Annotated in this window: 16 protein-coding genes; all 16 read right to left on the bottom strand. The window is 45.1% G+C overall.

Features of this window, described 5'->3' with window-relative positions:
- Window positions 1–4: 4 nt before the first annotated feature.
- A complete protein-coding gene (locus tag AC1RM2_RS23420) occupies window positions 5–3,586 on the bottom strand; it encodes an eCIS core domain-containing protein (protein WP_492987556.1) in 3,582 nt (1,193 codons plus the stop codon).
- 43 nt (window positions 3,587–3,629) lie between these two features.
- A complete protein-coding gene (locus AC1RM2_RS23415; RefSeq protein ID WP_492987555.1) occupies window positions 3,630–6,284 on the bottom strand; it encodes an eCIS core domain-containing protein in 2,655 nt (884 codons plus the stop codon).
- Between the two features lie 23 nt (window positions 6,285–6,307).
- Window positions 6,308–7,585, bottom strand: a complete 1,278-nt coding sequence (locus tag AC1RM2_RS23410; RefSeq protein ID WP_492987554.1) for an eCIS core domain-containing protein — start codon at window positions 7,583–7,585, stop codon at window positions 6,308–6,310.
- Window positions 7,586–7,658: 73 nt separating this feature from the next.
- Complete coding sequence (locus tag AC1RM2_RS23405) at window positions 7,659–9,101, bottom strand: ATP-binding protein (RefSeq protein ID WP_492987553.1); 1,443 nt, start codon at window positions 9,099–9,101, stop codon at window positions 7,659–7,661.
- A gap of 9 nt (window positions 9,102–9,110) precedes the next feature.
- Window positions 9,111–10,529 (bottom strand): contractile injection system tape measure protein, encoded by a 1,419-nt coding sequence (locus AC1RM2_RS23400; protein WP_492987552.1) that lies wholly within the window; start codon window positions 10,527–10,529, stop codon window positions 9,111–9,113.
- Window positions 10,526–14,032, bottom strand: a complete 3,507-nt coding sequence (locus tag AC1RM2_RS23395) for a baseplate wedge protein (protein WP_492987551.1) — start codon at window positions 14,030–14,032, stop codon at window positions 10,526–10,528. Before AC1RM2_RS23395 ends, AC1RM2_RS23400 begins: the two co-directional genes overlap by 4 nt.
- Before the next feature lie 44 nt (window positions 14,033–14,076).
- Window positions 14,077–18,627, bottom strand: a complete 4,551-nt coding sequence (locus AC1RM2_RS23390) for a baseplate J/gp47 family protein (protein ID WP_492987550.1) — start codon at window positions 18,625–18,627, stop codon at window positions 14,077–14,079.
- A gap of 73 nt (window positions 18,628–18,700) precedes the next feature.
- Window positions 18,701–19,117 carry a GPW/gp25 family protein gene (locus AC1RM2_RS23385; RefSeq protein WP_492987549.1) on the bottom strand — a complete coding sequence of 139 codons (417 nt, stop codon included), beginning with the start codon at window positions 19,115–19,117 and terminating at the stop codon, window positions 18,701–18,703.
- Between the two features lie 18 nt (window positions 19,118–19,135).
- Window positions 19,136–19,309: a PAAR domain-containing protein gene (locus tag AC1RM2_RS23380; RefSeq protein ID WP_492988270.1), complete on the bottom strand. Its 174-nt coding sequence runs from the start codon at window positions 19,307–19,309 to the stop codon at window positions 19,136–19,138.
- Between the two features lie 134 nt (window positions 19,310–19,443).
- A complete protein-coding gene (vgrG, locus tag AC1RM2_RS23375; protein ID WP_492987548.1) occupies window positions 19,444–21,078 on the bottom strand; it encodes a type VI secretion system tip protein VgrG in 1,635 nt (544 codons plus the stop codon).
- 26 nt (window positions 21,079–21,104) lie between these two features.
- Complete coding sequence (locus AC1RM2_RS23370) at window positions 21,105–21,788, bottom strand: CIS tube protein (protein WP_477357347.1); 684 nt, start codon at window positions 21,786–21,788, stop codon at window positions 21,105–21,107.
- Window positions 21,788–21,946 carry a DUF5908 family protein gene (locus AC1RM2_RS23365; protein WP_492987547.1) on the bottom strand — a complete coding sequence of 53 codons (159 nt, stop codon included), beginning with the start codon at window positions 21,944–21,946 and terminating at the stop codon, window positions 21,788–21,790. The genes AC1RM2_RS23370 and AC1RM2_RS23365 overlap by 1 nt, the downstream gene beginning before the upstream one ends.
- Before the next feature lie 6 nt (window positions 21,947–21,952).
- Window positions 21,953–22,420, bottom strand: a complete 468-nt coding sequence (locus tag AC1RM2_RS23360; RefSeq protein WP_492987546.1) for a phage tail protein — start codon at window positions 22,418–22,420, stop codon at window positions 21,953–21,955.
- Between the two features lies 1 nt (window position 22,421).
- Window positions 22,422–22,859: a phage tail protein gene (locus tag AC1RM2_RS23355; RefSeq protein ID WP_492987545.1), complete on the bottom strand. Its 438-nt coding sequence runs from the start codon at window positions 22,857–22,859 to the stop codon at window positions 22,422–22,424.
- A gap of 172 nt (window positions 22,860–23,031) precedes the next feature.
- On the bottom strand, window positions 23,032–24,471 hold the full coding sequence (locus tag AC1RM2_RS23350; RefSeq protein WP_492987544.1) for a phage tail sheath family protein: 1,440 nt from the start codon (window positions 24,469–24,471) through the stop codon (window positions 23,032–23,034).
- Window positions 24,472–24,495: 24 nt separating this feature from the next.
- Window positions 24,496–25,680, bottom strand: a complete 1,185-nt coding sequence (locus AC1RM2_RS23345) for a hypothetical protein (RefSeq protein WP_492987543.1) — start codon at window positions 25,678–25,680, stop codon at window positions 24,496–24,498.
- Window positions 25,681–25,683 lie beyond the last annotated feature (3 nt).

The raw sequence follows: 25,683 nt of genomic DNA, 5'->3' as shown, positions 1-25,683 counted from the left end.
GTTATTAGCCAAATATCGCTTCCTTCGCTTTGTCGCCCAGCCCTTTGGCTATTTCGGGTATATCAATTGGCGGGTAGGTTACCTGGATATCGTCTTTCGAAATTTTAAATTCCTCGCCTTGCTTGTAATGAACCGGCATGGCCACCTTTGCCTCCATATTGGGGCCAAAAGTGAATGATTTAAGTTCTTTTTTGAATTCATGGTCATAGCTGGTTACATACAAATCCAACGATGCCAGGATTAAAGCATCTATCGTAAATGTGAATTGAGGATGAACATTTATTTCGCCTAAACCATCAAGTGTAAACCCGTTTTTTGGCGACCAGCCCACTTCGGCCTTTGCCTTTGCTTCACCACCAAGCCCCAGCCTGCCGCTAATTTTAATGCCACCCGAAACACTGGCGATGGCGACACTAACGCCTAAGCCCATATAGGCGCTCAAGGTAATGCCGGCATCGGCAGGTATTACAATTTGCGCCCCAGCCTTAAAGGTTGTATCGTCGGGCCGCGAAGGATTATATTTTATCTCGGCAAAAATATCCCTCAATTGTCCCGGGCCAATTCCCGCGTCAAAATCAAGTCCCCCCTTAATTATACCAACCAAGCCGATGCTCTTATTTCCAAGCGGTATGGCAAATATGGGTATCTGTACTTCGGGAGGATGAAAAAGAGGTTTGTTAATTGATTTTCTGTCAAAAAAGTCTACGGGTTTAGGAACTTCCAGGCGTCCGACCACCTCAATTTCTTTATTAGGCGTTAGCTTTACTTTAGCGGTTCCCTGCAGCCATTCGGTTATCTTTACTGTAAGCTGTCCGGTTCCATAAACGTTAAAATGATCTCCCGGTGCGCCTGTTGGCTCGCCATCGGCATTCAATGTACGGTTTGTTGCTCCTACGGTAACCGTACCCGACAGCCTATCTGCTTTATAATCGGCTTGTCCCTCCATCGTAAGGGCGCCATCGTCATAACTAATGCTGAGTTTGGGGTTAACTTTAGGTATATCAGGTTCGGCATGGCCCCGGGCCGATATATGGTATTTACCATCGCCGCCACGGGTAACCTTCAGGCTGCCGCCACCGCTTTTTACACCCGGGATACTGTTATCAACCTCAAAATCGCCGGCAATTACCAATAAATCCTTTTCATAACTTATGGTTACTTTATTTTGCTTGATACCTTTAATATTAAATTCGGCACTGCCATCGGCGGTCAGGCTATTGCTGGCATATCCAACCGTTATATGGGCAGATTTTAAACCCTTTATCTTACCTTCCGGAATACCAATTTCGCCCTTAACCGATAATTCCCCATTCAGATAGTTAACCTCAATGCGTGCCGGATCAAAGGTCTTTGAGTCGAAGTCGAACGAACCGGCGAGGGCAAATGTCCCTGCCGAATCGGCCTTTGCTGTCAGTTTACCCTTTCCAAGTTTGGTTATTTCAAAATTGGCCTCTCCTTTAATGCCAATACCATCTGTTGACGCATATATTTCCAATGACGTATCGGACACTTTAAAAGGCGGCGGAAGCTTAATTTCGCCTGAACTGAATGTTTTGCTGATCTTAACGCCATCTTCATCAAGCACCAGTTTAATTGCCGAACCCTTAATGAGGGGAACATCAGTTATGATCCGACCAGAGCCTACAAGGCCAGCGGTATCATTGATATCCAATTCATCGATAATAATCGGGCTAAAGCCTCTTGCCTTAATATCTTTAGAAATAGCTTGTTTTGCCTGGCTTACGTTTAGCCGGCCGCCATACAGGCCTGGAACTTTTTCAATGTCAACGCTGGTGTTTAATTCCTTCGTTACAAACACGTTGCCTTTAAATGCAGAGATTTCAGCTTTCCCGTCCGATCCCTCACTCATGATGGTTGCTTCGTCCTTGTGGTTATAAGTGATGGTACTGAGATTTAAACTGGTACCATTCTTTTTGATAAAACCCACGTTTTTGTTAATGGCTGCTGGTGGATTTTTTGGATCCCAGGGAAAATTCTTAGTTACCCCAAATCTTTGACTGAGAATAAGGCTGAGCGTGTCGCTTTTTGCAAGATTTTTTCTGCCTTCGTCGTCCTGCGAAATAAACGCCAGCCCGTCAAGATGTTCGCCGTCTTTTATTTGCGAAAGCTCCCAGCCCCGCCCATCTCCGTCTGTTGCCATCCCGCCGCTCAGCGTACCTGCAGTTATGGTATAATTATTTCTTATATTCTTTAACTCCTCGGGTGTAGGCACAACTTTAGCATCGGATACCAAAGCGTACTGGGCACTCACTTTTGTATTTATTTCATCATTGATTTTTGAACCTGACGAACGATTGGTTGCAGCCTCCAGCATCCATAAATTAGGCAGGTCATCCATACCACCCAACTGTAGTTCCACTTTGTGATCCACATCAAAACCATCATTAACAATAGCACCCGTTATATCCCAGAATGGCCTGGTTATGCTCTGCCTTATCTGGGTTTCGTCGCCCGTTATCAGTTGTTTTACTGATGCTCCTTTTGGTTTCCCGTCGGTACCCACTTCGGATTTTGGCCGCATGAAGAAAGTTTTCGCTGATTTTTCGGCGGGTATCTCCTTCCCTACTTTGTCTTTAAAATTTTTACTGAACTTTCCGCCGGTGATTGCGGCATTGTTCCATTTGGTTATATGGGTATCCGACCGCGTTGTTTTTTTGAAGCCATAATTATTGGTATCTACCGGTATTACATTCAATTTTAAATCGGGCACCTGGATATCCGGAACATACAGTAATTCTTTTTTGGTATCGATCGGCTTTGCCAGTGTTGCTTTTTTTGATTTTGGAACCGCCTTGGCAATTTTTCCTTTGGCAGGCACAACCGGAGCGGCGCCAGCGGTTGCCCGCTGAATGAAACTCTTCCTTTTTACGCTGCTTCCCTGTTGTATGGTGTGCGTAAGCTCGTGGGCAAGTAAATGTTTGCCAGAATCGTTATCCGGCTGGTACTGTCCGTCATTAAAATAGATATTATTACTTACGGTAAATGCCCGGGCGTTTAGTGATTGGCTTAATTGTGCCGCTTCCGTCCCGGTATGGATCTTTACGTCGCTGAAATCCGTACCGAACCGGCTCTCCATGAAGCTTTTGGTATCGCCCGACATAGAACTGCCACCGCCCATACTTGATTTTATGCGATTGGAAACAGCGTCGCTTGCTACGCCGCCTGTATCGCCTTTTGTTTGGATAAACGGTGTAATCTGGCTGGCTAAGGGCTTAAGCTGTACAGGCTCATAGTCGTCATCATCGGGGCCAATTGATGTTGATTTATGGTAACCGAACGGCGCAACAGGCGGTATTGGCTTTAGTTGTGCCTGCTCGTCGCCATTTGCTGATCTGCTTTGAACAAAGGCCATGTCGGGCATCCGCATTACCTTATCAGCCATGGCATCGGCCTCATGCTCCAACGGATCATTGGGCGCCCCAACAGAAAGTTTCAACTGGATGGGAAACCTGTCTATCAGCTGTGTTTCCGGATCAGGCTGCTGGTCAATTGCAGCCAAAACTTCGTTAGCCGCAGCGGTTGGGCTGTTCTGGGTCTGATTGGCTATGGAAACGGATTCGTGCATATACCGGCCTTTTTTATCTTATTTGTTTTAAATTATTCAATTGTCAAAAATTTACAGGAAACTGTGCCGTAGCATAATCATTTAATTCCCTGCTCCATGCCGGCAGCACTGTTTGGTTTTGCAGTGTCGAAATTATGTCCAGCTGTTGTGGGGTTAGTGTTGCTCCCTGGTGCTGAGCCAACAACAATACCTCTGCTACCCTGACCAATGGATGCGGCTTATTGTTAACGCCTCCGGTTAAAAACATTACTCTCTCCATCGGCACATTGTTACCGGGTGCAAGCCCTGTAATACCAGGATTGTTGGTGTAGTATCTGAAAATCCGCAATAAGGTGGCCGCCCTTGCAGTAAGGCCGGGCAAACTGGCCGTTATCAGCTGGTTTTGCCGCGCGGCCGGCTGGCCGTTTAAGGATGTTAGTAAATTAGCTATATCGTGGTGAATATTACCTCCTTCGGTATTAAACAACCTCATCTCATTATAATAATGCTGCGGGGTTTGCTCCTCTACCTGCTGCGCGGTCCTCGTTTCGCCCGGCGCCATGGGGTCGGTTCCAAAATGTAGTCTTGCACCGGTTTGGTAACGCTGCCATATACCATCGTGGAAATTTCTGTCGGTCATGCCGGTGTCTAACCGGCTGGTGCGACCACCATGAGAAAATAGCTGGTCGACCCCCATTAATCCCCCATATACGTTGCCAACTGTTCCCGAAGCAACACTGTTAAAGTCCGCCGGCCCGGAATAAGCCTTCGGACCTGTTATCTGATTATTACTCAAAATATACAACTGACTGTTGGCTGTATCGGCAATGGCGAGCATTGCATGATCCATAGTATGATATAACTGGAAAATGGCATTTACGTGCGGAGAAATCCGGCCGAAGGTATGGTATAATTCATAAGCCACTGTTACGGCATACACTCCGCAATCCTGCATAGCCCTGCCCAACAAGTCTCTCGGGAAGGTTGTATCAAGGTAATTCATCCCAAAATCCCTGAAATTATACTCGGTATGTGTAGTAAAATGGGTAAGATATCGCTCGATAAACCGCAGTAATGAACAAAATGCATTTGGACAACCGGTGTAAGGCTGGCTCAAAAAATCATTATAAAGCAGTGCCCATATTCGTTCCCGGGTGGCCCGGTTACCCAAATCAATAGGACGCACACCAAATGCGGCCCTTATACTGGCATGCGTATATAATTCCTTGGTAAATTCATCCTGTCCTATAATGGTTTCCAGCAAATCATGCATTGTGCTGGTGTACGACGGCTGAGCATCAAGCTGATCCGGCCTGGGCGTTCCTGCCAAAGGTGTCAGAAATTCGTCGCGTTGATTAACCCCATGCAACATAAAACCGGCATGCCCGTTTTGATTTCCAACGGTCCCCTCTGCAGTTATAGCGCTATTATTAGCAATATGTGTGGTAGCATTTGTGGTCGATAGTATCACGTTGCTTCGCAGCGCGGTTCTCAACCTTAAATTAAATGCCTGCATCTGGCTGGCAAGTGCGGTGTTGTTTTGAATTATAGCTTGTCGTTCTTTTTCTGAATAAAAATTGGCTATCAACCTCATCTTTTCAATAATGCCAGATTCGTTTTGATAACTCATCATCCTGAACATATCCAGATAAGGCCCCATTTGCTGAACTGTTGAGGGTGCGGTGGCGGCATTATGGGCAAGCCTGGAGTCTGAAATAGTTATCAGCTGAATTTGCAGCATAATAAACGCTGATATGAAAAGCGGGAGTGCATTATTGTGATCGCCGGCATTTGCCAAATTGGTTGCAAAATCAGTTAATGTTTCAGGGCCAATAGTTCCAAATGCCCCGGCGCTGGTATATTGCGGCACACCAGCATGATTTAATGCTGCAAACCTCCGTTGCCATTCTGTCATCACCATTTGCCGCAACCTTTCAACCAGATCAAATTGCTGATGGCGAACCATGAAATTCATCAGGTCGCCGGCGTCGGCTAAAACAGATGCGGCCGGTATGGTATTTAGCAGCGGCTCCATCAAAGCAACGCTATCATTTTCATGACCCGACGTGAAATTCTGGTAAAATTCGCTTATTAACTGGCCATACGTACGCGTTGGTTGCGCAAGGGCAGCCGTGTTTTGCTGCCTCCGGATTTTGCCATCCTGCTGTACCACATGCGTTAATTCATGCGCCAGCAAGTGCTTACCCGAATTTGATTCGGGCTGATACTCACCGCCATTAAAATATATATTGTTGCTTACGGTAAAGGCTTTTGCATTTAACGACCGGCTCAACTGTTCCGATTCGGTATTGTTATGAATTTTCACATCGCTAAAATCCGTCCCGAAGCGGTTTTCCATAAAACTGCGGGTGCCTGTGTCCATTGTACTTCCTCCGCCCATGCCCGATCTTATTTTGTTCGAGACGGAGTCGCTCACAACGCCACCATTATTGCCCTTAGCTTGTATAAATGGCGTAATTTGATTTGCCAACGGCTTTAGGCGAACATGCTCATCGTCGTCGTAATCATTTGGGGAACCGGATGCCTTCCGCTGCAGGAGTGGTGTATCGGGCATTCGCATGATTTTATCGGCCATAGCATCAGCCTCATGCTCCATCGGGTCGTTTGTTTCGCCAACAGATAGTTTGCGCTGAATTAAGCCGGCAGCAACCATTGTAGCCGAATTTTGATTAGTTGCTTTACTGCGGTACTCTCTCATTTCTTTCTGTTTTAAAGCTATTGTTAAGGATTTAAGAAATGCGGAAAAAATGAAAACGATATACCGGTTGTGTTAAACTGGTAAGTACCCTTAGGCCCTGGTTGCACAGTGTAGCCGAAATTGAAAAAATATGAATAATGGGGATCGGGCGTATGTAATTCTACCTGCGAGCCTAAAGTAACTCCGGCATCTGTATCAACGCCCAGCTGCACCGGGGCAAACTCTATTTTTTTTCCGTAATGGAAATTGAGCAGTGATATGCCAAATTGAACCGAGTTAAGCGTGCCCGATCCGGGCCTTGCTGCCGTAAACGTTACACCCGGTTCGTGTAAAATATCCAATGCATCAAAAACGGTACTTAAACCTTTTATATTATAAAAATCGAGGCCGCGGGCAACCGCTGTGATCTGGTTATTGCCGGTAAACATATCCATAAACTGATCGCCACCCAGCCGCAACCCATCATTATCGGGCTGTGGAATGTCGGGTATAGCGGCAAAAAAGTCGGGGCTGTACACCCCTATGATGTTGCGGATTTGAGACGGCGTAAGCCGAAGACTTACGGGAGGTAAAAATTTAAAAAGCGGACGGTGAAAATTTAGCGGGGCCGGCCGTGCCGTGTTAAATTTGTAGTCGCCTAAATGAACGCCAAAGTCGGGCAGGTTTGGCAACAGTTTTGGCATGGTTAGTTTGCCGGGCGTTTTTAAATCATCCTCAGTGCCCTGTTTTTGAATTTTTGGCTTTATTGATTTCCCCTGCTGTATGGTATGCGTTAACTCGTGCGCCAACAAATGTTTTCCAGTTGATGATTCCGGGGCGTATTTCCCCGAATTGAAATAAATATCATTACCAACTGTAAAAGCCTGGGCATTTAGCTCTTTCGACATCTGCACTGCATAATCGCCGGTATGTACATTTACGTCAGAAAAATCATTTCCAAACCGGCTTTCCATAAAAGATTTGGTGCTACCGTCCATTGATTTGCCGCCGCCCCTGGTAGCCGCAATACCATTTGTAACGGCGGGGCTGGCAGCTCCGCCACCATCGCCTTTTGCCTGTATAAAAGGGGAGATTTGGCCAGATAACGGCTTGCGTTTGATATCTTCATCATCCGTGTCATCAGCCTGACGCTGAACCAACGGCCTTTCTGGCATGCGCATAACCTTATCGGCCATCTCATCTGCCTGGTGCTCCATTGGGTCATTTGTCTCGCCAACAGTAAGCTTACGCTGTATATTTGCCGCGCCGGAAGATGTAATTACCCGATTGCCGCCTGATGACCTGTGTCTGTACCGTTTCATCGTTTAGTCGTTTTCTGCTCTTGTTAAAAATCAGGGGTATCCATCCTATTGAAAATTCAACTTCTACATTGCATCAAATAGTTTTTCCCTCTTTTTTGAATTCCTTTTTTATTCCCTGCAAAATGTCATCAACAGCAATTATTTTATCACCCCTGTTTAAAGCCATCAATGATGAGTAATGAACAACATTCATGATGGCGCCGCCCGACAGCTCATGCTGCCGTGCTATTTGTTCCAAGTGGTTTTCATCAGGCGGTGTGCATACTTTACTGAAGGCGTTTTTCCAGATCATGTGCCTTTCCCGGCTTTGCGGCTTCTGAAAATGTATGATCGAATTTAAACGGCGCGTAAAAGCTTCATCTACGTTGTTGCGCATATTGCTGGCCAATATTACCAGGCCCGGATAGTCTTCCAGCCGCTGTAAAAGGTAGGCTACTTCCTGGTTGGCATATTTGTCATTCGAGTCGGATATCGAGGTTCTTTTGCTAAACAGCGAATCTGCCTCGTCAAAAAACAAGATCCAGTTTTTATTTTCGGCTTTTTTGAAAACCTTCTCCAGGTTCTTCTCGGTTTCACCAATGTATTTTGATACCACCATTGATAGATCAATCCGGTACACATCCAAACCAAATAGTTTACCTAAAAGCATTGCCGTTAGCGTTTTGCCTGTGCCGGGCGAGCCATGAAACAATGCCTTGTAACCTGGTTTCAACTTTTTGTTCATTCCCCATTCGGTTTGCAGGATTGGTCCATATTGCAGCCAGATGCGGATCTCGTCCAGCTGCTGCATGGTGTACTCGTCAACCACCAGGTCGGCCCATTCCATTCCTGTTGTTAATCTTTTTGCGGGAAAATCGGGGCTAAACTGGGGTTTACGTAAGTTGCCCGAGGTGAAAAAATCAACGTACTCGTCGGTAACGGTTACGGTGCTACTGTAAAAAGGTTCGGAGTTGCTGCCCTGATCCAGTTGCAATATATTGTGGGCCAGCAAAACGTGATCTGTCTCAAACAAACGGCTCAATTTAAAACGGTAGGCCAGGTCATTCCCGGCCAATAAAAACATGGCTGTTTCAATTGTAGGGATAAAGCCGCTGTGGCGGCTGCCTTTTACGCCACCAAATTCGGTATATCCACGCCCGAGCGCTTTGTTCACCGAAAAAAAGGGATCCAGAAAATTGGGTTGCACATACGGAATAAGTGCCAGTATCAGCAACAGCCTTTCGTCGGTATTTAATTTATAGTAGTTTACAAAATCGGCATAAACGGAGTGATCGTTAGTAAGATCAGGAACCGGAGCATCGGTTAAAATATAGCTTGAACCGGCAATGGGTTCTTGCGAACCCTCGCCCGCTCTGTCGCGCGGAAAAAAATCCTGGAGCCTTTTGTTAACCACATTGGCAAACCAGGTAATTTCGCGCGTAAGCGTATCGGCGTTACGGTTAAGCATGCTTACTTCGGGCTTTGCCTGTTCGGCTCCAGCAGGTGTTTGCTCAGTGTTTTTCTTTGTCTTCCCCATATCTTTATATTACCATTCAACAAAAATCAAATCGCGGGTCCATCCTAAACTTATGGTCGAAAAGCCCCAGGGTATACTGTCCAGCAGTACATCAAGCGTTTTTCTTTCTACCTGTAAAAGCCAGCCATTTTCCTTTCGGGTCAGCAATCCGTCGCGTTTTATAAAACTTTCGCGCAAGCCATCAGTACTGGTATTTTTGAGCACATTCCAGTGCGTTATTACCGCTTTTAAAAGTGATTCCGATTCGGCTGTCTCCTCATCAGTTAAAATTATATCCAGGGGTACGGGGATATCTGCCGGCAAACCGCATAGTATTTTTTCGAACACAAGAGCGTATTCCGGCACTTTCATTTGCCCGGCAGCCAGGTACTTCAACAGGTGTACCGCCCTGAATGCCGATTCCGTGTTCTTCCATTCCTTGCCGTCGAGCAAGTTCAGTTGGGTAAAAAATGGCTTTAAAAAAGGAGCAAGCAATACAATACCGGCGTATTTAACTGAATATTTTAGTACATCATCCACCCCCGCCCCGGTTGAAGGGGATTGTATTGCAGGATCGTTTTGCACAGGTTGTTTGGTATCGCCCGAAATTCCGGCTTCGGCCTGGCTAATACCGGTAATAACCGACAGTTCGACTGTGGCTTTTTCTGCAAGGGCCTGGTTCGTCTTAAAAACTTCGTCTATGTGCGATTGAAATACCTGCTGCAAAACATTAATACTACCGCTGTAGGGAAATATAGCCGGTGCATTTTTGACGATGGCAGCATTTATATCGCTAAATTCTTTTTGTATATCTGTGCCTACAAATTCAACTATGGGGCTGCCGGGAGCAGTTAGCTTATTTACAATTTGTGTTACCCAGTTTAAAAGCACTTCCTGCGCATTTTTAAGTTCGGCTGATAAACTTATAATTACTTCTTTTGACGATGCATTAAATTGCCAGGCCAGCCTTTTCCAGATATTTTCGTTTGATTTTACATGTGCAAAAAAGCTTTTCAGCACTTCGGCGTGATTAAGGGCCACGTTGCTGAATATTTCGTCGAGGTTGATGGCGCCTTCGTCTGCAAACCAGGGCAGGGAGCCGTTGGATAGGAAATACAAAAGCATTTCGGTATCCGATAGTAATCGCGAAATCTGCCTGCTTTGCGGAGGTATGGCTGCCAGCTGTTTGGCCAATTCGGCCCGGAGCTTCTGGCGAAACACGGTTCTGAAATCGGTTCCAAATGTATGCCGGCTGAAAGAACCCATGTCCAGTTCTATCCTGTCAATTTTTATTGATTCATCCTCTCCCACACTTTCAGAACATACTTCGTCAATAATCTGCACGATCTCCTGCTGAACGGTCTGCGCAAAATTTTGACGCAGGTTTAACGATAGCTCTTCATCAGAACATACTACCTCAAATTGCAGCCTGTTTACCACATGTGTCATTTATCAGCATTTAAATTAGGCGGATTACCTCCACTCTCGTGCGTACACTCGTCGGCACAAACGCCGCAGGGCACCAATGAATTAAGTACATCAACCAGCGGGTTTACCACATCGTATTCCGGTACTTCGGTTTGCGCCATTTCAACCAGCCAGGCGGCGTAGGCTTTTTCAAAACGCTGCATTTCTTCAATACCAATCCACATTACGCGTGTAATAACATGGGCGGGCGATTCGGATATGATGGTTTTTTCGACCAGGTTCCTGAACGATGGATTGCGGAGGCGCTTTGGCCAGCAGGGCAAAACAACGGTAGTGTGGAATGAATACGGATCTGTTGAGGCATCGCACGGATAGGAATTGCAATACAGGTAAAGCCGATAGCCAAAATACTCCATCAATACTGCAATCTCTTTTTCAATATCAAAGGTATCGGGGGTATCGGTGCTTTTGTTGAACAGATAAAGGCTTTGCGCCAAAACTACCCCGTTTGCACCATTGATGATAAACCCATATTTGGCCGGGTTTTCGTTATCGGCAACTATCTGGTAATTTATCCGCTCTGAACCAAATTCATTCAGATCGTTGATGCGCTGAACCATGTCTTCATATTTCCTGAATTTCAGCAGCATTGGATTGGTGCCATCCAGGTAAACTTTTTGGTAAAGTATGGACCTGGCAGGGAGGTCATCACCCGGTTGTGTAACATTGTCTTCGGCAGCCGACCTTATATATTGCAATACCCATGGCATACTATCGTAACATTTTGCGGCAGGGACCCGGGTTATTTTTTTGATGTAAGGCGGCTCGGTAATTTGCTCATCATCGCTTGCGTTTAAATCGCAGCTATTGAGGCAAATATCTAAAAGGCTAACGGGCTCGTCGCTCCCGGTTTCGTCAACTACCTCATCAAGTTTAGGACGCAGCAAAATATGCTCAATCATATGCATCCCTTCGTTGGCGTTAATGTGCTTCATTAACTTCTCCAGTTTGGTAAAGGCTTCGTCGCGGTCGCTCTTTTTCGAAAAGGTTTCGCTGGTGCCCAGCAGTACTGCTGTTGCAGGGTCGGTACTGTCATACAGCTCGAACCAGAATTTACCTACCAACCCGGCAGATCTGCGGCTGCGTGATTTTACCTCGTCGCTGAATTTAAAGTAGGCACGATCATCGGCATGCTCCAAAATATCTTCCATCAGCAAGTCGGTACAGCAGCCCTGCATTACTTCAACACTTGTAAAAATTACGATTTCATTTTCCAGCGGATCGACTATTTTAATAACATTTAAGGGCACTCCCGTTTTTGTTTGTTTTTGTTTAGGCGGAGAGGAAGGATCGTCCTGCACCATCAGCGCTTCACTCATCAGGAATGAGGGAACAAGCGAGCGGCGTTTTACATTTTCGAAACCCAAAAGCCGCCCTATGCGGCGCTCGGCGCCTGATACGTTGCCCGAATCCCAGGTATTGGGCAGTGCATAGTTATATGCCTGGGCCCTATCACTGCTGATTCGTTCATACTCTCCTTGTTTTAGTATGCGGGTTTTATCGCCAATTAACCTTGCATCTGCATTTTTTGGATCCATCCATTTCATCAGGGCCTCATAGTCGGTCAGGTCTTCGCTAAAACGGGCCAGCATATGATCAAGGAAACCGTTGCGGCGGTTGCGGAATAAATCGTGGTTTTCGGTTAGGCCTTTAATTACTTTTTCAAAATCCTTTACTATCAAGTCGAAGTTTTGCGGTCCGTGGTTGTTTTTATCAATCAACAACTGGTTTAAATTCTCAATTTCGGTAAGCGCGGTAGTAAAATAAGTGTGCCGTGGTTCGTCATCAAACCTGAACAACTCGCGCAGGTGGTTTAATTGCACCAGGTAATCTTTTAATACCTGTTCAAAAAAAAGCAGGTAGCCGCCAAGTTGCAGCGCCTGTGCCGTGCGACCATCATCAGCATTGGCCGGGAGGCCGCCACGCTCGCTAACACCATAAGTAACCGGCAACGAGTAAGTAACCGGGTAATAGTCTTCCAGGTTCATGTATTCGCCGTTAGGTACAGCAAAATCCAGTTCGGCGCCAATCAGCTTATATTTACGTTCTACGGCTTTCATATTGGTAAAAAGCCGAAGCATCTTATCGGGTTTACGGTCGCTGTTGCTACCTGTATTATAGGTAATAAACTGGCGCTCTTTGCAAAACAGTACCTGGGATTTGGCAGGTTGAATACGTGCAATTTTACGTTCGCTTTGCAGGTTATCAACCCAGGCATCAAAATATAGATTGCCCGATGTATCGGTATCGGCAGCCCCGGTAAATGGCATGTGCAGGTAAGTAATGCCCTTAATGCCCGGAATATTGGCGATATCGGATATTAATTCGGATAACATAATATTGCGGAACAAGTCTGTTTTCTCCAAATCTGCCGAATCAATAAATCCGTGTTCCAAAGCAGGCCCTTCAAATATTTCATCCACTTCGTAATTTTTATCCAGCATCTGCTGTATAGTGTGAAACGGCACCGACGGTGTAAAATATTTATAAATGGTAAAAAACATCTGCGCCAAAACCAGGTCAGGATCTGCATTTTCTTCCAGCACTATTGATGCGCCTATCCCAAAATCCTCGTATTCAACCGCGTCGATGCTTAAAAAATCTTCGCATAAATTGCGGTTTGCAGCCAGTTTGTCAATAACCAATTGCCGTACCTCTTCGCGTTTGCCTGCATCAATAACATCCTCCTCATACTCAACCATTACATTGTACAAACCTTCCATTTCCAAAATTTCAGGACGTACGAACGTCGTATTTTTCGCATCAGCTATTTCCTCCAGCAGTATGTTTTTTTCGTCGGTTAAGCGGGCTATTTCGGCTGTTAATTTATCTAAAGCTATATAGTCGGTATCCGGCGGAGGGGGCAAGGCATTCAGCGCGGCGGTTTTTTTATCCAAATTTGCCTGTAGTTTAGTCATTACAGCTTCCAGCTGTGTTAATTTTGCCTCGCGTGCGGTTTTTGCGGCAGGAACGGTTACCTGGCTAAGGCCCAGTTTTCCGTAGCAAACCTCCTCTTCTTTGTCTTCACAGTCGCAATCATAATTCACCCTTTTTTCAAAACTGTTATAATCAATCCAAATGGGCACCTCGTAATCTTTGCTTATGGTAAGCCATGCATTACGCACACCTTCAATATCAATGATCAGCTTACGATAATCATTAATTGTAAGCGCACTGTTGTGCAAAATATGTTTGGCAGTATAAAAAATCTCTTTCCAGGTATTGTTGGTCAATTGCTCTGGGGCCAGCAGGTCTTTAATATCAAAGTCTGTCCGGTACGATAGGTCGGTTATAGCATAGCATACAGCTTCCAAAATGGTGATACCCGGGTCCGAATAGTTATAGTTTGTCCATATATCACTGCCCAATTGTTCAATCAGTTTAATCCCCTGTGAACGCAATGCCTGGTAATCTTCGGCCGGAAGAAGCGGATTTGCCTTTATTAATGAAACTGGAGTAAGCATAGGAATAGATTTTATATAGATAATTACGGATCGATTGGTTATTATTATGATTTGTTACTATTTGAAGATTTATCATCTGCCGGAGGCAACGCTTTAGTGTCTGACGCCGGATCAATTTGCGCCGGGCCCGAAGATTTGCCTTTAACCACGTTTTTTATAAAATCTTCTGCTTTCTTAACCGCCGCCTTGCCCTTTTCGGCAATATTTTTGGTTTGGGCACCCAAGACCTTATCAAAATTTTCAATGGTTTCTTCTACCACATTGTGCTTTTCTACTGCAACAGCGGCTTCCTGCGGAGCAAGCTCTTTTATTTCATTTGCGTTACGCTTATCCTCCAAAGCGGCTGCTGCCGGTTTTACCTCTTCAGTTGCAGGGGCCGCCGCTACCTCTTCAGGTGCCGCAAATGGCGCTGGTGCCGATGGTGGTGTGGGCGCTTGTTCGGCTGGGGTTTCAACAACAACCGGATTTGGAAAGTAAATTGGCAGCGGTACAGCTTTTTGCAGCTTTTCGCAAACGGTTAATTCCTTCGGATCTTCATAAAGCAGGATAATATGTTTTGGCGCAGATACCAGCAGCGATCTCTGGGTTGACGGCTCTGCAATTACATCACCGATAAAATAACCCTGGTTTTTCAAAAACGCTTCGATATCGTTACAACCCGATACCTGGTTTAAGGCAGTCACAAAGTTTTCTGCGGTAACCGTGGTCGTATCCGGCGTGTCGGGTACGCAGCATTCGTCGCGGCAAACGCCCATTAAAAAGTCGGTGATAAAATCAACGTAGCTGCGTTGCTGTATAAAGTTGATTATAGACGAGGCATATATTTTTTTGCCAAAATCGGCCTCAATTTCGGCATTAAATGCCCAGGGTGTAAGGTATTGAACAATTTCTTCGTTCAGTTTTTGCAGATGATAACCCTTATCTATCCCGCTTAAAAATTTCACCCTAAAAAACACGATCACTTGCTCATAAACCGGGTTTTTGGCATGCACCGTTACAAAAGGCGACGTTAAGGGGGTTAAATAGTTTACTATCTCGATGAGGGTTAACCGGCTTGTTTTAGGCTGCAGCGGATTTTCGGCGTTATTGTTCTTAAGATTGGGAACAGGCACAATTAAAACATTGCCGGATGATTTAACCGGTCCGCAGCATTTGGGTTTTGTCAGCAGGTCAGCATTATACCTTTCCATTAAAGATGGAGGATCAGGGCACAGGCATCCGGGGTCGACGTTAGTGATACATTTCACCTTAAACACTTCCGGAAACTGCTCCAACACCAGGCGCTCATAATCCCATGGGGTAACTGCACGCCTTTTGTGCCTTAGCCTTTCGCTTACGCGGGTATAATATGCCTTTCCTTCCTCTTTGTGTTTACCATCGAACGAGGCATAAGGCTGTGTTACACCTTTTACCTGCGAAACGGCAACTGATAATTTACTGATACTACCGGCGGGCAGTGCGTTATTATAATGCGAAGGGCTGTTTCCCTGGTCGTAAAAAACAACTTGGGCAGCCTGGGCAATTACATCGATCAATTCCGGGATGCGATCTGACTCGTTGGTGACACTTGCACAAAACCAGTACAAGCCATTAGTAACTATCGTATGACTGTCGTTGGCGTCGGCCGGTACACTCAGCTTAACGATGCCCGTGGTCTGGAAGCCAAAGGTACTATCTGATATCAGGCACTCGGCCTCAAGCGGCCGCCATTCGTTATATATCAGGTACGACCAATTGATGATTGGCGGGTCGTCATCTTCATTTAGGGCGCTTCCAGGTGCAAATTCAAAAAGTAAGGAGAGCGTTTGCAGCGGCTGTAACTTTTCTACGCCGATAAACAACAGCCCTTCTTCCTGTACAGTGTCGGAGTATTGATTGTTACCGCCTTTAATTATTCTGTTTAAACCACTGGCGTCATATATTAACCTATCGAGCGTTTCGTCGCCCGAATATTGAGAAGATTTAATGAGTCCTGAATGCAGGGCTGTCCTCTTTCCGGAAACAACATCTTTGTAAACCGCGGTTGGGTTTAAGAAGGTAAACTGCGGCAAAAGGATGTTTTTTGCATCAACCATTAACGGCTTTTGTTGCAGTATCAATTGTTTGTTTACCGTTTCGGTACCTTGCGGGGCAATATAAGTTTCGACGGTGCCAAAAGGATAAATATGAAAAAACTGGTCAATTTTAGGATCGAGCGCGGTTAATACCGATTGGTAACTCAGCGAAAGCCCTTGTATCTGGAATTTTGGTGCATTTTGTATTAATGATTGAATATCGTCATAAAAGGTGGCCTGGTTATCAATCCTGATAAAATTTTTATATGCACTTATATCATAACCGGTGTAATATTCAATCGGTGAACGGTCGAGGCTTACCGGATAATGATAAGCAGTACTTCCAGTTTCGTCAATTACTTGAGTAAATTCCACAATTTGGCCAGCGTCTTCTTTGTTGGCTACGTTTAATATGTTAAACGTAAGGCTGTCCGTTGTGAATTGCTGACCGTAATGGTCAACCAACCGTTTCCAGTTATTTCGGGCAAGTACACTTACATTATATGGAAATGTGTTATAGGAATTCGGATCCTCGGGAATTGATTTAATTATGTTTACCGCTAACTGCCCCAGTGGCTTATTAAACACTTCATCGCTTTCGATATAAAACGACATGCCCTGGTAAGGTACTTTAGTAAACGGATCAAACGGTTTACCAGGCGTTACCAGGCCGCTATCGGTTTGGATATTAACCTTCTTTAACCCGTCGTTATTAATAGCCTGCCCTTTATTTTCCGGGCTGTTAATGGATCCAACCTGCACAGCTATCGACAGACTGTCGACCGTTAGGCCGTGGAAAAAGCTTGCCGGAAAACCAAGGCCCGAGCCCATTAAAACCTGCATAACAGGATAGGCCGTTTGGTAGTTGCCTGTGTGCGTTTTGGTATTAAACGGCACAATACCCTGTTCCGATATCGGCATAAAAATGTACAATACGCCGGTTACCGGTTTACCATTGGTATCATTTTCCTGGGCAAGGAAAAAGCCGCTTTCTGAAAGGAAGTTCTTGGTTGGATCGGCAGCGGGAAATAAACCGGAGTCCATCACTTGTTCAATAGCTGCAACTTCTCCTTTGTCCATTTGCCGGCTGATGTTTAGCCAACTCTTTTCGCCGGTTAATGCTACCTGTAAATCAAGGTTTTTCAACATGTTCGAATTCACCGGAAATTTGGAAAATTCAAACGGCATACTGCATTTTATCAACCGCGTGCCTCCCTGTAATACCAGCTGAGGTGATGCGATGGCGAAACCAATTTCAGTATTATTTGGCGGGTTTAGCGCGGCTTGCCCCTGGCTGATATACTCACAGATATTCTTTGGGGCAGTTCGTACAACGCCTCCCGACCCGAAGGTTGGCCATTTTGAATTTGGAACGGTAAATTTTGCACCTTCACCATCCATTGAATTTGCCACAGGGTTGGCATAAACTGCAGCAACTGTTTTATCGGTTTCATCTGCGGTGACAGGCGTTTTTTGGATGAATATATTTTTAAGCTCCTTTACACTGGCCTGGTTAATAACAAAATCAGCTTCTGTCTGGTAAACCTGGTCTACGCCGGATGCATCTTTTCCTGCTGATAAGGATGTGCCTTGCGGCAGGTCATATTCGGCAACGTTCTGAGCCAATTGAAATATCACAAATACTTTATCGGGCACTGCTGATTTGGGGACAAGGCGCAACACATCGCGGTAATAAAAATCAAGCATGCGGCCGGTGAGCCCGTTCATCTGCTCCTGTGCAAGAGCAAATAATTGCAAAAATGCAATATACAGCGCCATATAAGGCTGGTGCGAAGGATATTGCGTAATGGCAAAAGTAAGGTAGCCCGGAGCATCATCAACAATGTTATTGATAACACTAAAAAATGCCTGGAAAATATCATCTACATAAGGCACCGCATTTAATATCCGGGCTTCGGGTGTTGTGCCCAGGTAAATATCAAACTCGGGGTTAACAGCAGCATTTAAACCCCACTCATCTTTATTTTGCAGTTTTGAAAAATCAATATTTAAAACCGTTTTTGAATCAACTACAATGAAGCCTTCCTCGTAAGCAATTAATTTTTTAAGCTGTGCACTCAACGATGATTTAACTGCCAGGTCAATATCGGTGTGCAGGGGATTTTGGGGAATTGCAGCTGCATACCATTGGTCAATTTGCGCGGCAATGGCTACTATCTGGTTAAGTAAATCGGTGTATAACTCAGCCGAAGGGTCAAGCAATATCCGTTCGCTAATACTTTCGTAATCAGTCTTGATTTTATCAAGATTAACTGATGCAACCGATGCAGCAATTACGGCCATGTCTCTTTTAAAAAACTCAGTCCAGCTAACTTTTGCTGCCGGCGTGGTATCATTTACCTCATCGCCGGGCATATCATAAAACCTGATCTGATCGGCATAAGCGGCAGCAAATGATAGTAAATCCTCAAAGCTCCTGCCATCAATGGACACAAAGGATGGGTCGAGGGCTTCGAGATAACGCTCCAACTGGCCCGAGCCCTTCAGTATTATTTCGTTATGGCAATTACAGTTTTCCATTTTTAAGAGTATTTTGATGTCCAGGCTTTAAGGGCCACTGGTGTAAAAAATATATTTTATTGGCAGATAGGTGTTATGTAGCAATATTGGTGGCCTCGTTAATGTAAAATGGATACACATAGTTATACCGCGTATTGGTTGTTATAATGCTATACTGCACATTGATGTTCAATACGCCATTTACCTCGTCGGGCGTTGCTATCACACTTTCAACGATGATCCTTGGCTCGTTGTAAACCAGTGCATCGTTTACTATTTTTTGTATCATGGCGATGGTGGGTACATTCATAACATCGAAAACATGAGGCTGCAAATTGCAGCCAAAATTGGGCAGCATCACCCGCTCGCCGTTTATAGTTGATATAATGATCTGGATGCTGCTTTGCACGTCAGCTTCGTTGGTCAGCATATCTACGGTTGCCGTTTCCCTGCGAAATGTTGGCGGAAAGCTCCACCCTGTTCCTAAAAAAGTTTGGTTTGTAATAGCCATTGTTTAAGTTTTTTTTAATTAACCCCCTATTAAAACTGTGAAGCAACCTAAAACTATGCTGCCGCCATGTGCCGTTGAATCACCAACCCTTGCTGCTGGCATGCTGTTTATCAATACCGTGGATGACCCCATAATGATACTGTCAGGCGGCCCCGCACAGGTGCACATATTCCCAACAGTAGCTGCGGGCATACCACCGATCAATACCGTAGGTACGCCAGGCGGCAGTATGGGGCCGCCGGTATGTGGGCCGGCCGGGGTCACTATCGGACATACATGATTATCTGAAACACGGGCTGCGGGTGGCATATTTATATTGTTTATTTTTAATTGATCATTACGGTTGTACCTTTTATAATAACGTTGCCGGTGCCTGCCTGTATAGTGATGCCGCTCGGGTCCATTTTAATACTGTTTTGATTTTCATCGGTCATTGCAAAAGCGCCCGAAGAATCATTAAGGATGATGGATTTTTGCCCCGTTGGCGTGGTTACTGACAGTGTAAGCCGGCTATTGGTGTCGTCGAAGATGAGCTTTATGCCCTGTTTGCTTACAAACCCATATTGCTCGGCGCCGCTATCTACCGGTAAGGGCGATTTTTTTGAGCTGCTGCTGTGCAGGTATCCCAGTATAACAGGCTCGCGCGGATCATCATTTAAAAAACCCAGGATCACCTCGTCGGTAGCCTGCGGACGAAAATATGTTCCGCGATTGGCCCCTGCGTCAAGCGTGGCCACCCTGGCCCAAATGCCATCGCTGCCCGAAGTAATGGTTGGCACCTGTACCTTTACGCGGTATTGGCTTTGATCGGCGTCGTTAACATCCAGCACGGTGCCGATAAGCAAGCCATTAACACCGGGTAATAATCCGGAGGTAGGCTTGTTCATCACATCTTCTTTTTTGTAAAACCAGTCTTCGCTCCAGCCAAACTGAACATCGGTTGACCAGAAGCCATCAAAAATGTGCATAATGCCACTTACAAACACGTTGCCGTTAAAACGGTCACCAACGCCGGCAAGGGTTATCATAGTGCCTGGTTTTACCTTTGCATTTCCCTGGATGCGTACTCGGCCAACATTTTTAGAAAGGTGGTTCCGCATTTCGTACGAATCGGACCAGTTTTGCAGTTGCGGCTGTGTTAAATGCCCCGGGTGGTTCAGTTGCACCTGCGCATTCAGTACTGTAGCCAGATCAGAAACCTGGATATTGCCATTGTCGCTGAATGATGTGCTGCCGGGGCCCGATTTTTCGAGCTGTTGCTGTGTATAGTCCCAGGAGATACTCGAAACTGAAGAAAACTGGCGACGGGCGTCCATTTCGGCTTCAAACTCAAAAATACTTTGCCCGTAAGTTGCGGTTAATACCGGCGAACCGCTGGTGGTTGGTTTTTTAACAACTAACTTGCCATCGTCGGCAAGTACCAGCATCCCATTTGCTTCGGCCCGGGTTAGTATAAAATCCCAGTTGGTGGCGTCAAACTGTACCAGTTGGGGCTGGGTTACGCCGGTGTCGTCAATATCGGTATCCAGGCTGCCGGCCAGCGTTGTTATTACATCACTGTCTTTTTGATTGATGTAGTACGCGCTGTTTCGGTTTGCAGTTAGCGTTATCGCTTTATCCTTAGCTTCAATGGTAAGCAACGAGGCACCGTTTTGCTTTGCCTTAATAGCATGTTTTACAATAATCCCCTTAAATACAGTGTCGGTTTGCCCGTGATAGCCTAATTGAATTTCCACCGTATTGCCCGGCTTGTAGGTATCGTCATCGCTAAGCGGGAAATCGGCATCAGAGGCCGATCCATCCAAAAACACAATTTTAGCGTATGAAACTTTATTAAAAGTTTTATTTACCAAAATCCGCGAAAGCAAAACAGTGGTGCTCAATGCAGTTCCGTTAATAAGAACCTTTTGGGTAACCAAATCTGTTGCCTGTGCAGCACCCGGTGGTAAACTATCTAACATAACTTAGCTGATTAAATTTGGGGTTTCTATTTGTTTGAAATCGGCGGAAAAATAAGGGAACTGCCTGCCGTGAGCTTCCTGAAATTTTTAAGCTTGTTAACCTTTGCCACCTGCAAATAATAACTTTGATCTTTATATATCCGGTAGGTTAGCAAAGGCAGCAGGTCCCACTGCTTTACCTGTACGGTATGCGTAAGATCGGGCGACGACAGCATGCTTAATATGCCGCCCAATGCCTGTGGCGTCCGTTCGGTAAAGGTGGCGCTTATTTTTGCCCGTATTGGCAAACCGAACATATCAAACATGGTATAAGTAACTGTTGATGATTTTAAAGAACAATTGCAAATAAACAACCCATACTGAATCAGTAAGTAATTAGGTTTATGAATTAAGCCATTAACAGTGGTTGTAGCCGCCCGGAAGAGAAGCACCTGCGCTGTAACCGGAATTTTTACACCGTTGGTATTTACCCCGGTTCCGTCAAGAGTCAGGTCAATGGTAAAGGTGCGGGGTTGTATGCCAATAAAAGTTGGGTCGGTGCCTGCCTGGCCTACCGGCTTCTTTTCATTCCAGTCAATGGTTTCATTAATGGCTATGTTTTCAGGATTAAACATGGCCAAAAAGGGCACGCCTAAACTGGGTATACCATTCTCATCGGTCGATATTATCTTAAGGTTAAAGGGCAACATTGCCGCGCTTTGCGTATCCATCAGCGTTCGTTTTTTTCTTTAATTATTTCGAGTACTTTTTCAATAGCTTCGTATTCCGAACTATTGTTAGTTGCAGCCGGCGCCGGCTGACTTCCCTGGCTTACCGGCGCCGTATCAACTATCGTCCGGATGATTACTTCGTTTATCTGTACAGGCATAGCTTTTTACATTTTTCGTTCAAAATATTGGTAAGCAAGCTCTATCGTCTCCACAACAACCGAGTTATCTGTGGCTTTGAAATCGGAAGTAGACCACTTTAGCGGATACGCCTGCACCACATTCCACACGGCGTATGGTTGGCCTGCGTCGTCCATTAGTGTTATCAGCATATCAGCCGGTTTAAAGTCATAAACTACTACTGTGAAATAGGTGTTCATGGCCGAGTGAAACCAATCGAGCAATTTGGTGCCTTTTAACAATCCTCTTTTTAAAACCAGGTTCGGATACTTGGCCCGTTTTGGGAATTTGTAAACAAACCTGTTCTCGCCTCCTTCGCGCAACTCCTCCACTTCAACTTCGACCGTCAAACCGCTAACTTCCTGGAAACGTTGCTCGGTATCGCTATCGGCGCCACTTACCCCAACAAATTCCACTTTAAAGTAAAACCCGCCCGGTGGATAATAGGTTGCCATTTTAAACCGCTGCTACTTTTATACCCTCGTGCACCAATTCAATAGATTCAATTGCTATTTCGTTACCGGTAGCTTTTAAACCCGGGCCCTCAATTTTTACCGGCCATGCCTGTGTTACACTCCAAACAAAAACAGGGTTGTTTTCGTCGTTTAGCAGGGTAATTGTCAGGTCACGACGGTCAACGCCGGGGTTGCCATTGTTGTTGAGCCAGTTATAAAAATTGTTGTCTTTTTCAATGTATCCTTTTTTCAAAGTGATATTGCTTGCTTTTTTAAGGCCCGGCCTTTTAAGCGGCAAGGTGGTGTATGACATTAAGCCATCACGGTAATCTATTGCCTGTACCTCTTGCGTAAGTCCGCTTACTTCTGAAAAACCTATTGGTGCTCCGCCCCCCAATGAAACACTGAAATGGAAGACTGGAATTGGGTAATTTGCCATTTTATATTGTTGTTGATGTTTTTATAATACAGTTAAATACTTGTTTTTTTTTGCGATTAGTGCTAAGTCAAGAGTACTAAGTCGTAAGTCTAAAGTTGATTTTTTTCTTTTTTGGCTTAGAACTTAAGGCTTTGGACTAAAGACTATCCGTCAATTTCTCGTTGACACGACATTAGGAAGTTTGCAGCATTTGTTCGAAGCGAAGCACTACAAACTCGGCAGGCCGCGCTACAGCCATTCCAATTTCAATGATCATTTTTCCTTCGAGGATGTCAAATGATGTCATGGTGCTACCCAAGCCTACGTTTACAAAATAGGCCTGGTCGGGTTTAGCTCCCGCAAGTGCGCCATCACGCCATTTTAAAAACAGGTAGTTTGAGATCATTGCCTGTACCTTAACCCAGGTTGCGGAAGTATTGGGTTCAAATACAAATGATGCAGTGGAGTTTTTAATAGACTGTTCAACGGTTATAAAAAAGCGGCGAACGTTAACATATCTCCATTCATTGTCGTTTCCATCCAGGGTACGGGCTCCCATAACCAGCGTACCAAAATTCGGTGAGTTTAAAATCGCGTTTACCGATTTTCCGCTTTGATCGTTTACGTTCAGTAAATCCTGTTCGCCGCGTGTTACCGACACTACAGCCTTGTTTACCGCGTTTAATGAAACGTTTGCAGGTGCTTTCCAAACACCCCTGGTTGCATCAACATTGCAATAAACACCTGCAATGGCTGCCGAAGGCGGCAGGGTGATAAAATAACCCTGGTATTGCGCAAGAATAGCATTGTATAATAACGAAACAGTAGTTTTAAGCGAACCAAGCGTTGCGCCAGCATTAGGGCTTGCAGGGCTTGGTACAGCTCCGTTAACGGTGTAAGTGGTTATAGTATGAGCATCAAAATCAAACTGGTAATTATATGATGTTTGCAGGAACGGATAATAAACTGCTCCGTATGAACTTTCGGGCTGCCCGGCTGGTAAAGGGGTAATGGTAGCAGCGGTATCTGATGCTACCGAACTGGTACTTTTAGGTACAGTTGTGGTGGCAGTGTCAATAATGGCAAACCTATCGCCCAGGGTTGATGCCTGCAAAAGCATGGCCTGGTTAAAAGTGTTAGGCGTAGCCGAGAATATGGCCTCGGGGCACAATAAAATGGTAGGCCCTTCTGTTGTACCAAGGGTTGTAAGTCCGGCTTCCAGATCAGCCTCCAAAACGCTGCCGCTGTACTTTCCAACCGAAACGATATAACAGCGTGTGCCTCCGTTTGCAAAATAAAGTTTTACCGCGTGGTACAAAATATGCTTGCTCATGCCGGCATGATTAAACGTCAGTGTAGCGGTGTAACCGGTTGTTTTCCCTCCTGATTGCTTCTCGTCAACCGCTATCGTCAGGTTTGCTGCGCTTTCAACATCCGGCCCCCCAAAATATTGAATATAATCGGCCATGCTGCTGATGGGCGTGGGCACCCCGGCCAGATCGTCTGTTGCCAGGTTAGTAGCTATCTGTGTATAGCCTATAAAAGCGGGTACAGCAGATTCTACTTCTGCAATTGAAGGTGGTAAGGTGGATATTTCTTCTACATATACACCTGGAGATCTGTAATTTGCCATTTTTATTGTTTTTTTAGTTGTTTTTTAAAGTGATATAAATATGTCTGAGTAGATAGCCGGAGGGGTACTTGCATTAATGATGCCTGTTGATGGATACGCCAGGTTTGATTTTACCTCGGTTTTATTGGTTGTAATATGTTTGTATAGGGTAAAAACGAGCGGGGCATCGGTGGCGCTTGACGACAGGGTGTACTTTTCCTGTAGCGGAATGTTAGCCAGTGATACAAACACAAAACTCAGATCGGTATTTGAAGTCAGTTTGAATTTGATACTGGCATCATTACAGGTAATACTGAGCTGATTGATATAGTCTGTTTTTTGCGCAGGTGTTAACTTAGCCATCTCCAGGTAAATAGGGCTGGTAGTTTGCAGCTGTATATTGTAACGCCAAAAGGTTGGCCGGTTTTTAAACAAAACGGTGTAGTTTGGCGTTGCCGGCAGCAGGGATTGGTCAGCTTCAACCATCCTATAATTAGCAGGCAAAGTTGCAGCGAGGGAAAGCTCGATAATGCCGAACACAGGCTGACTGGCCATCGTACCTAAAAAATAAAATGTATCAGTCAGCACATTGCTGATCAGTAACTGACAGCGACCTGACGGCAAAGCTGAAAGGTTAAAAGTTAGCATTGAGTTTGTACCTTGTACAATAACCGATGTGGCATTAACCGTTAAGCCTGTTAAAAGATGTTTAACTACTGCCTGGGCAGTTGTTACAACGCCTGCAAAGCTGTACTTGTAATTAGCGTCCGATTTTTTTACCTGGTCATTATTCCCATCAACGCCAAGTTTATTTTTTGATAAATGCAAATTGGTGCGCAAGGCAGCATTATCAACAACCTGGTTGCTGAAATAATAAATATTGCCGGCCATCAATTGTGTTGGCAATAAATCAAAATTTACCAGGTTTCGGTTATTCAGCACCATGAAAAAGGTGAGTTTATCTGTATTGATAACCCTGTTTTTTAAAAGGGGATTACCCGATAGATTAACACCCAGGGTACGTGCCATTATGGTAAAACCTCCGGTGGTATCTGTATTTTTAAATACCATATTTTTTGCTTTCAAAAAAGTAAGGCATTCATCAGTTGGCACTATGGTGAAATCCAATGTGGGCGTAGTTGTATACGCCGCGCAAATGCCATTGTTATAAAACTGTTGCATTACCGACAAGGTGAGCAGTTGCGAATATTTTACTGTTAGTGTTGCCATAAT

The sequence above is a fragment of the Mucilaginibacter sp. GW822-FHT03E02 genome (genome assembly GCF_058801545.1).
This window is presented reverse-complemented; position numbering and strand designations above follow the sequence as displayed.

Coding starts and splice junctions, on each gene's coding strand:
- AC1RM2_RS23420 (WP_492987556.1), bottom strand. CDS start 3,586: ATGCACGAATCCGTTTCCATAGCCAATCAGACCCAGAACAGCCCAACC.
- AC1RM2_RS23415 (WP_492987555.1), bottom strand. CDS start 6,284: ATGAGAGAGTACCGCAGTAAAGCAACTAATCAAAATTCGGCTACAATG.
- AC1RM2_RS23410 (WP_492987554.1), bottom strand. CDS start 7,585: ATGAAACGGTACAGACACAGGTCATCAGGCGGCAATCGGGTAATTACA.
- AC1RM2_RS23405 (WP_492987553.1), bottom strand. CDS start 9,101: ATGGGGAAGACAAAGAAAAACACTGAGCAAACACCTGCTGGAGCCGAA.
- AC1RM2_RS23400 (WP_492987552.1), bottom strand. CDS start 10,529: ATGACACATGTGGTAAACAGGCTGCAATTTGAGGTAGTATGTTCTGAT.
- AC1RM2_RS23395 (WP_492987551.1), bottom strand. CDS start 14,032: ATGCTTACTCCAGTTTCATTAATAAAGGCAAATCCGCTTCTTCCGGCC.
- AC1RM2_RS23390 (WP_492987550.1), bottom strand. CDS start 18,627: ATGGAAAACTGTAATTGCCATAACGAAATAATACTGAAGGGCTCGGGC.
- AC1RM2_RS23385 (WP_492987549.1), bottom strand. CDS start 19,117: ATGGCTATTACAAACCAAACTTTTTTAGGAACAGGGTGGAGCTTTCCG.
- AC1RM2_RS23380 (WP_492988270.1), bottom strand. CDS start 19,309: ATGCCCGCAGCTACTGTTGGGAATATGTGCACCTGTGCGGGGCCGCCT.
- vgrG (WP_492987548.1), bottom strand. CDS start 21,078: ATGTTAGATAGTTTACCACCGGGTGCTGCACAGGCAACAGATTTGGTT.
- AC1RM2_RS23370 (WP_477357347.1), bottom strand. CDS start 21,788: ATGGATACGCAAAGCGCGGCAATGTTGCCCTTTAACCTTAAGATAATA.
- AC1RM2_RS23365 (WP_492987547.1), bottom strand. CDS start 21,946: ATGCCTGTACAGATAAACGAAGTAATCATCCGGACGATAGTTGATACG.
- AC1RM2_RS23360 (WP_492987546.1), bottom strand. CDS start 22,420: ATGGCAACCTATTATCCACCGGGCGGGTTTTACTTTAAAGTGGAATTT.
- AC1RM2_RS23355 (WP_492987545.1), bottom strand. CDS start 22,859: ATGGCAAATTACCCAATTCCAGTCTTCCATTTCAGTGTTTCATTGGGG.
- AC1RM2_RS23350 (WP_492987544.1), bottom strand. CDS start 24,471: ATGGCAAATTACAGATCTCCAGGTGTATATGTAGAAGAAATATCCACC.
- AC1RM2_RS23345 (WP_492987543.1), bottom strand. CDS start 25,680: ATGGCAACACTAACAGTAAAATATTCGCAACTGCTCACCTTGTCGGTA.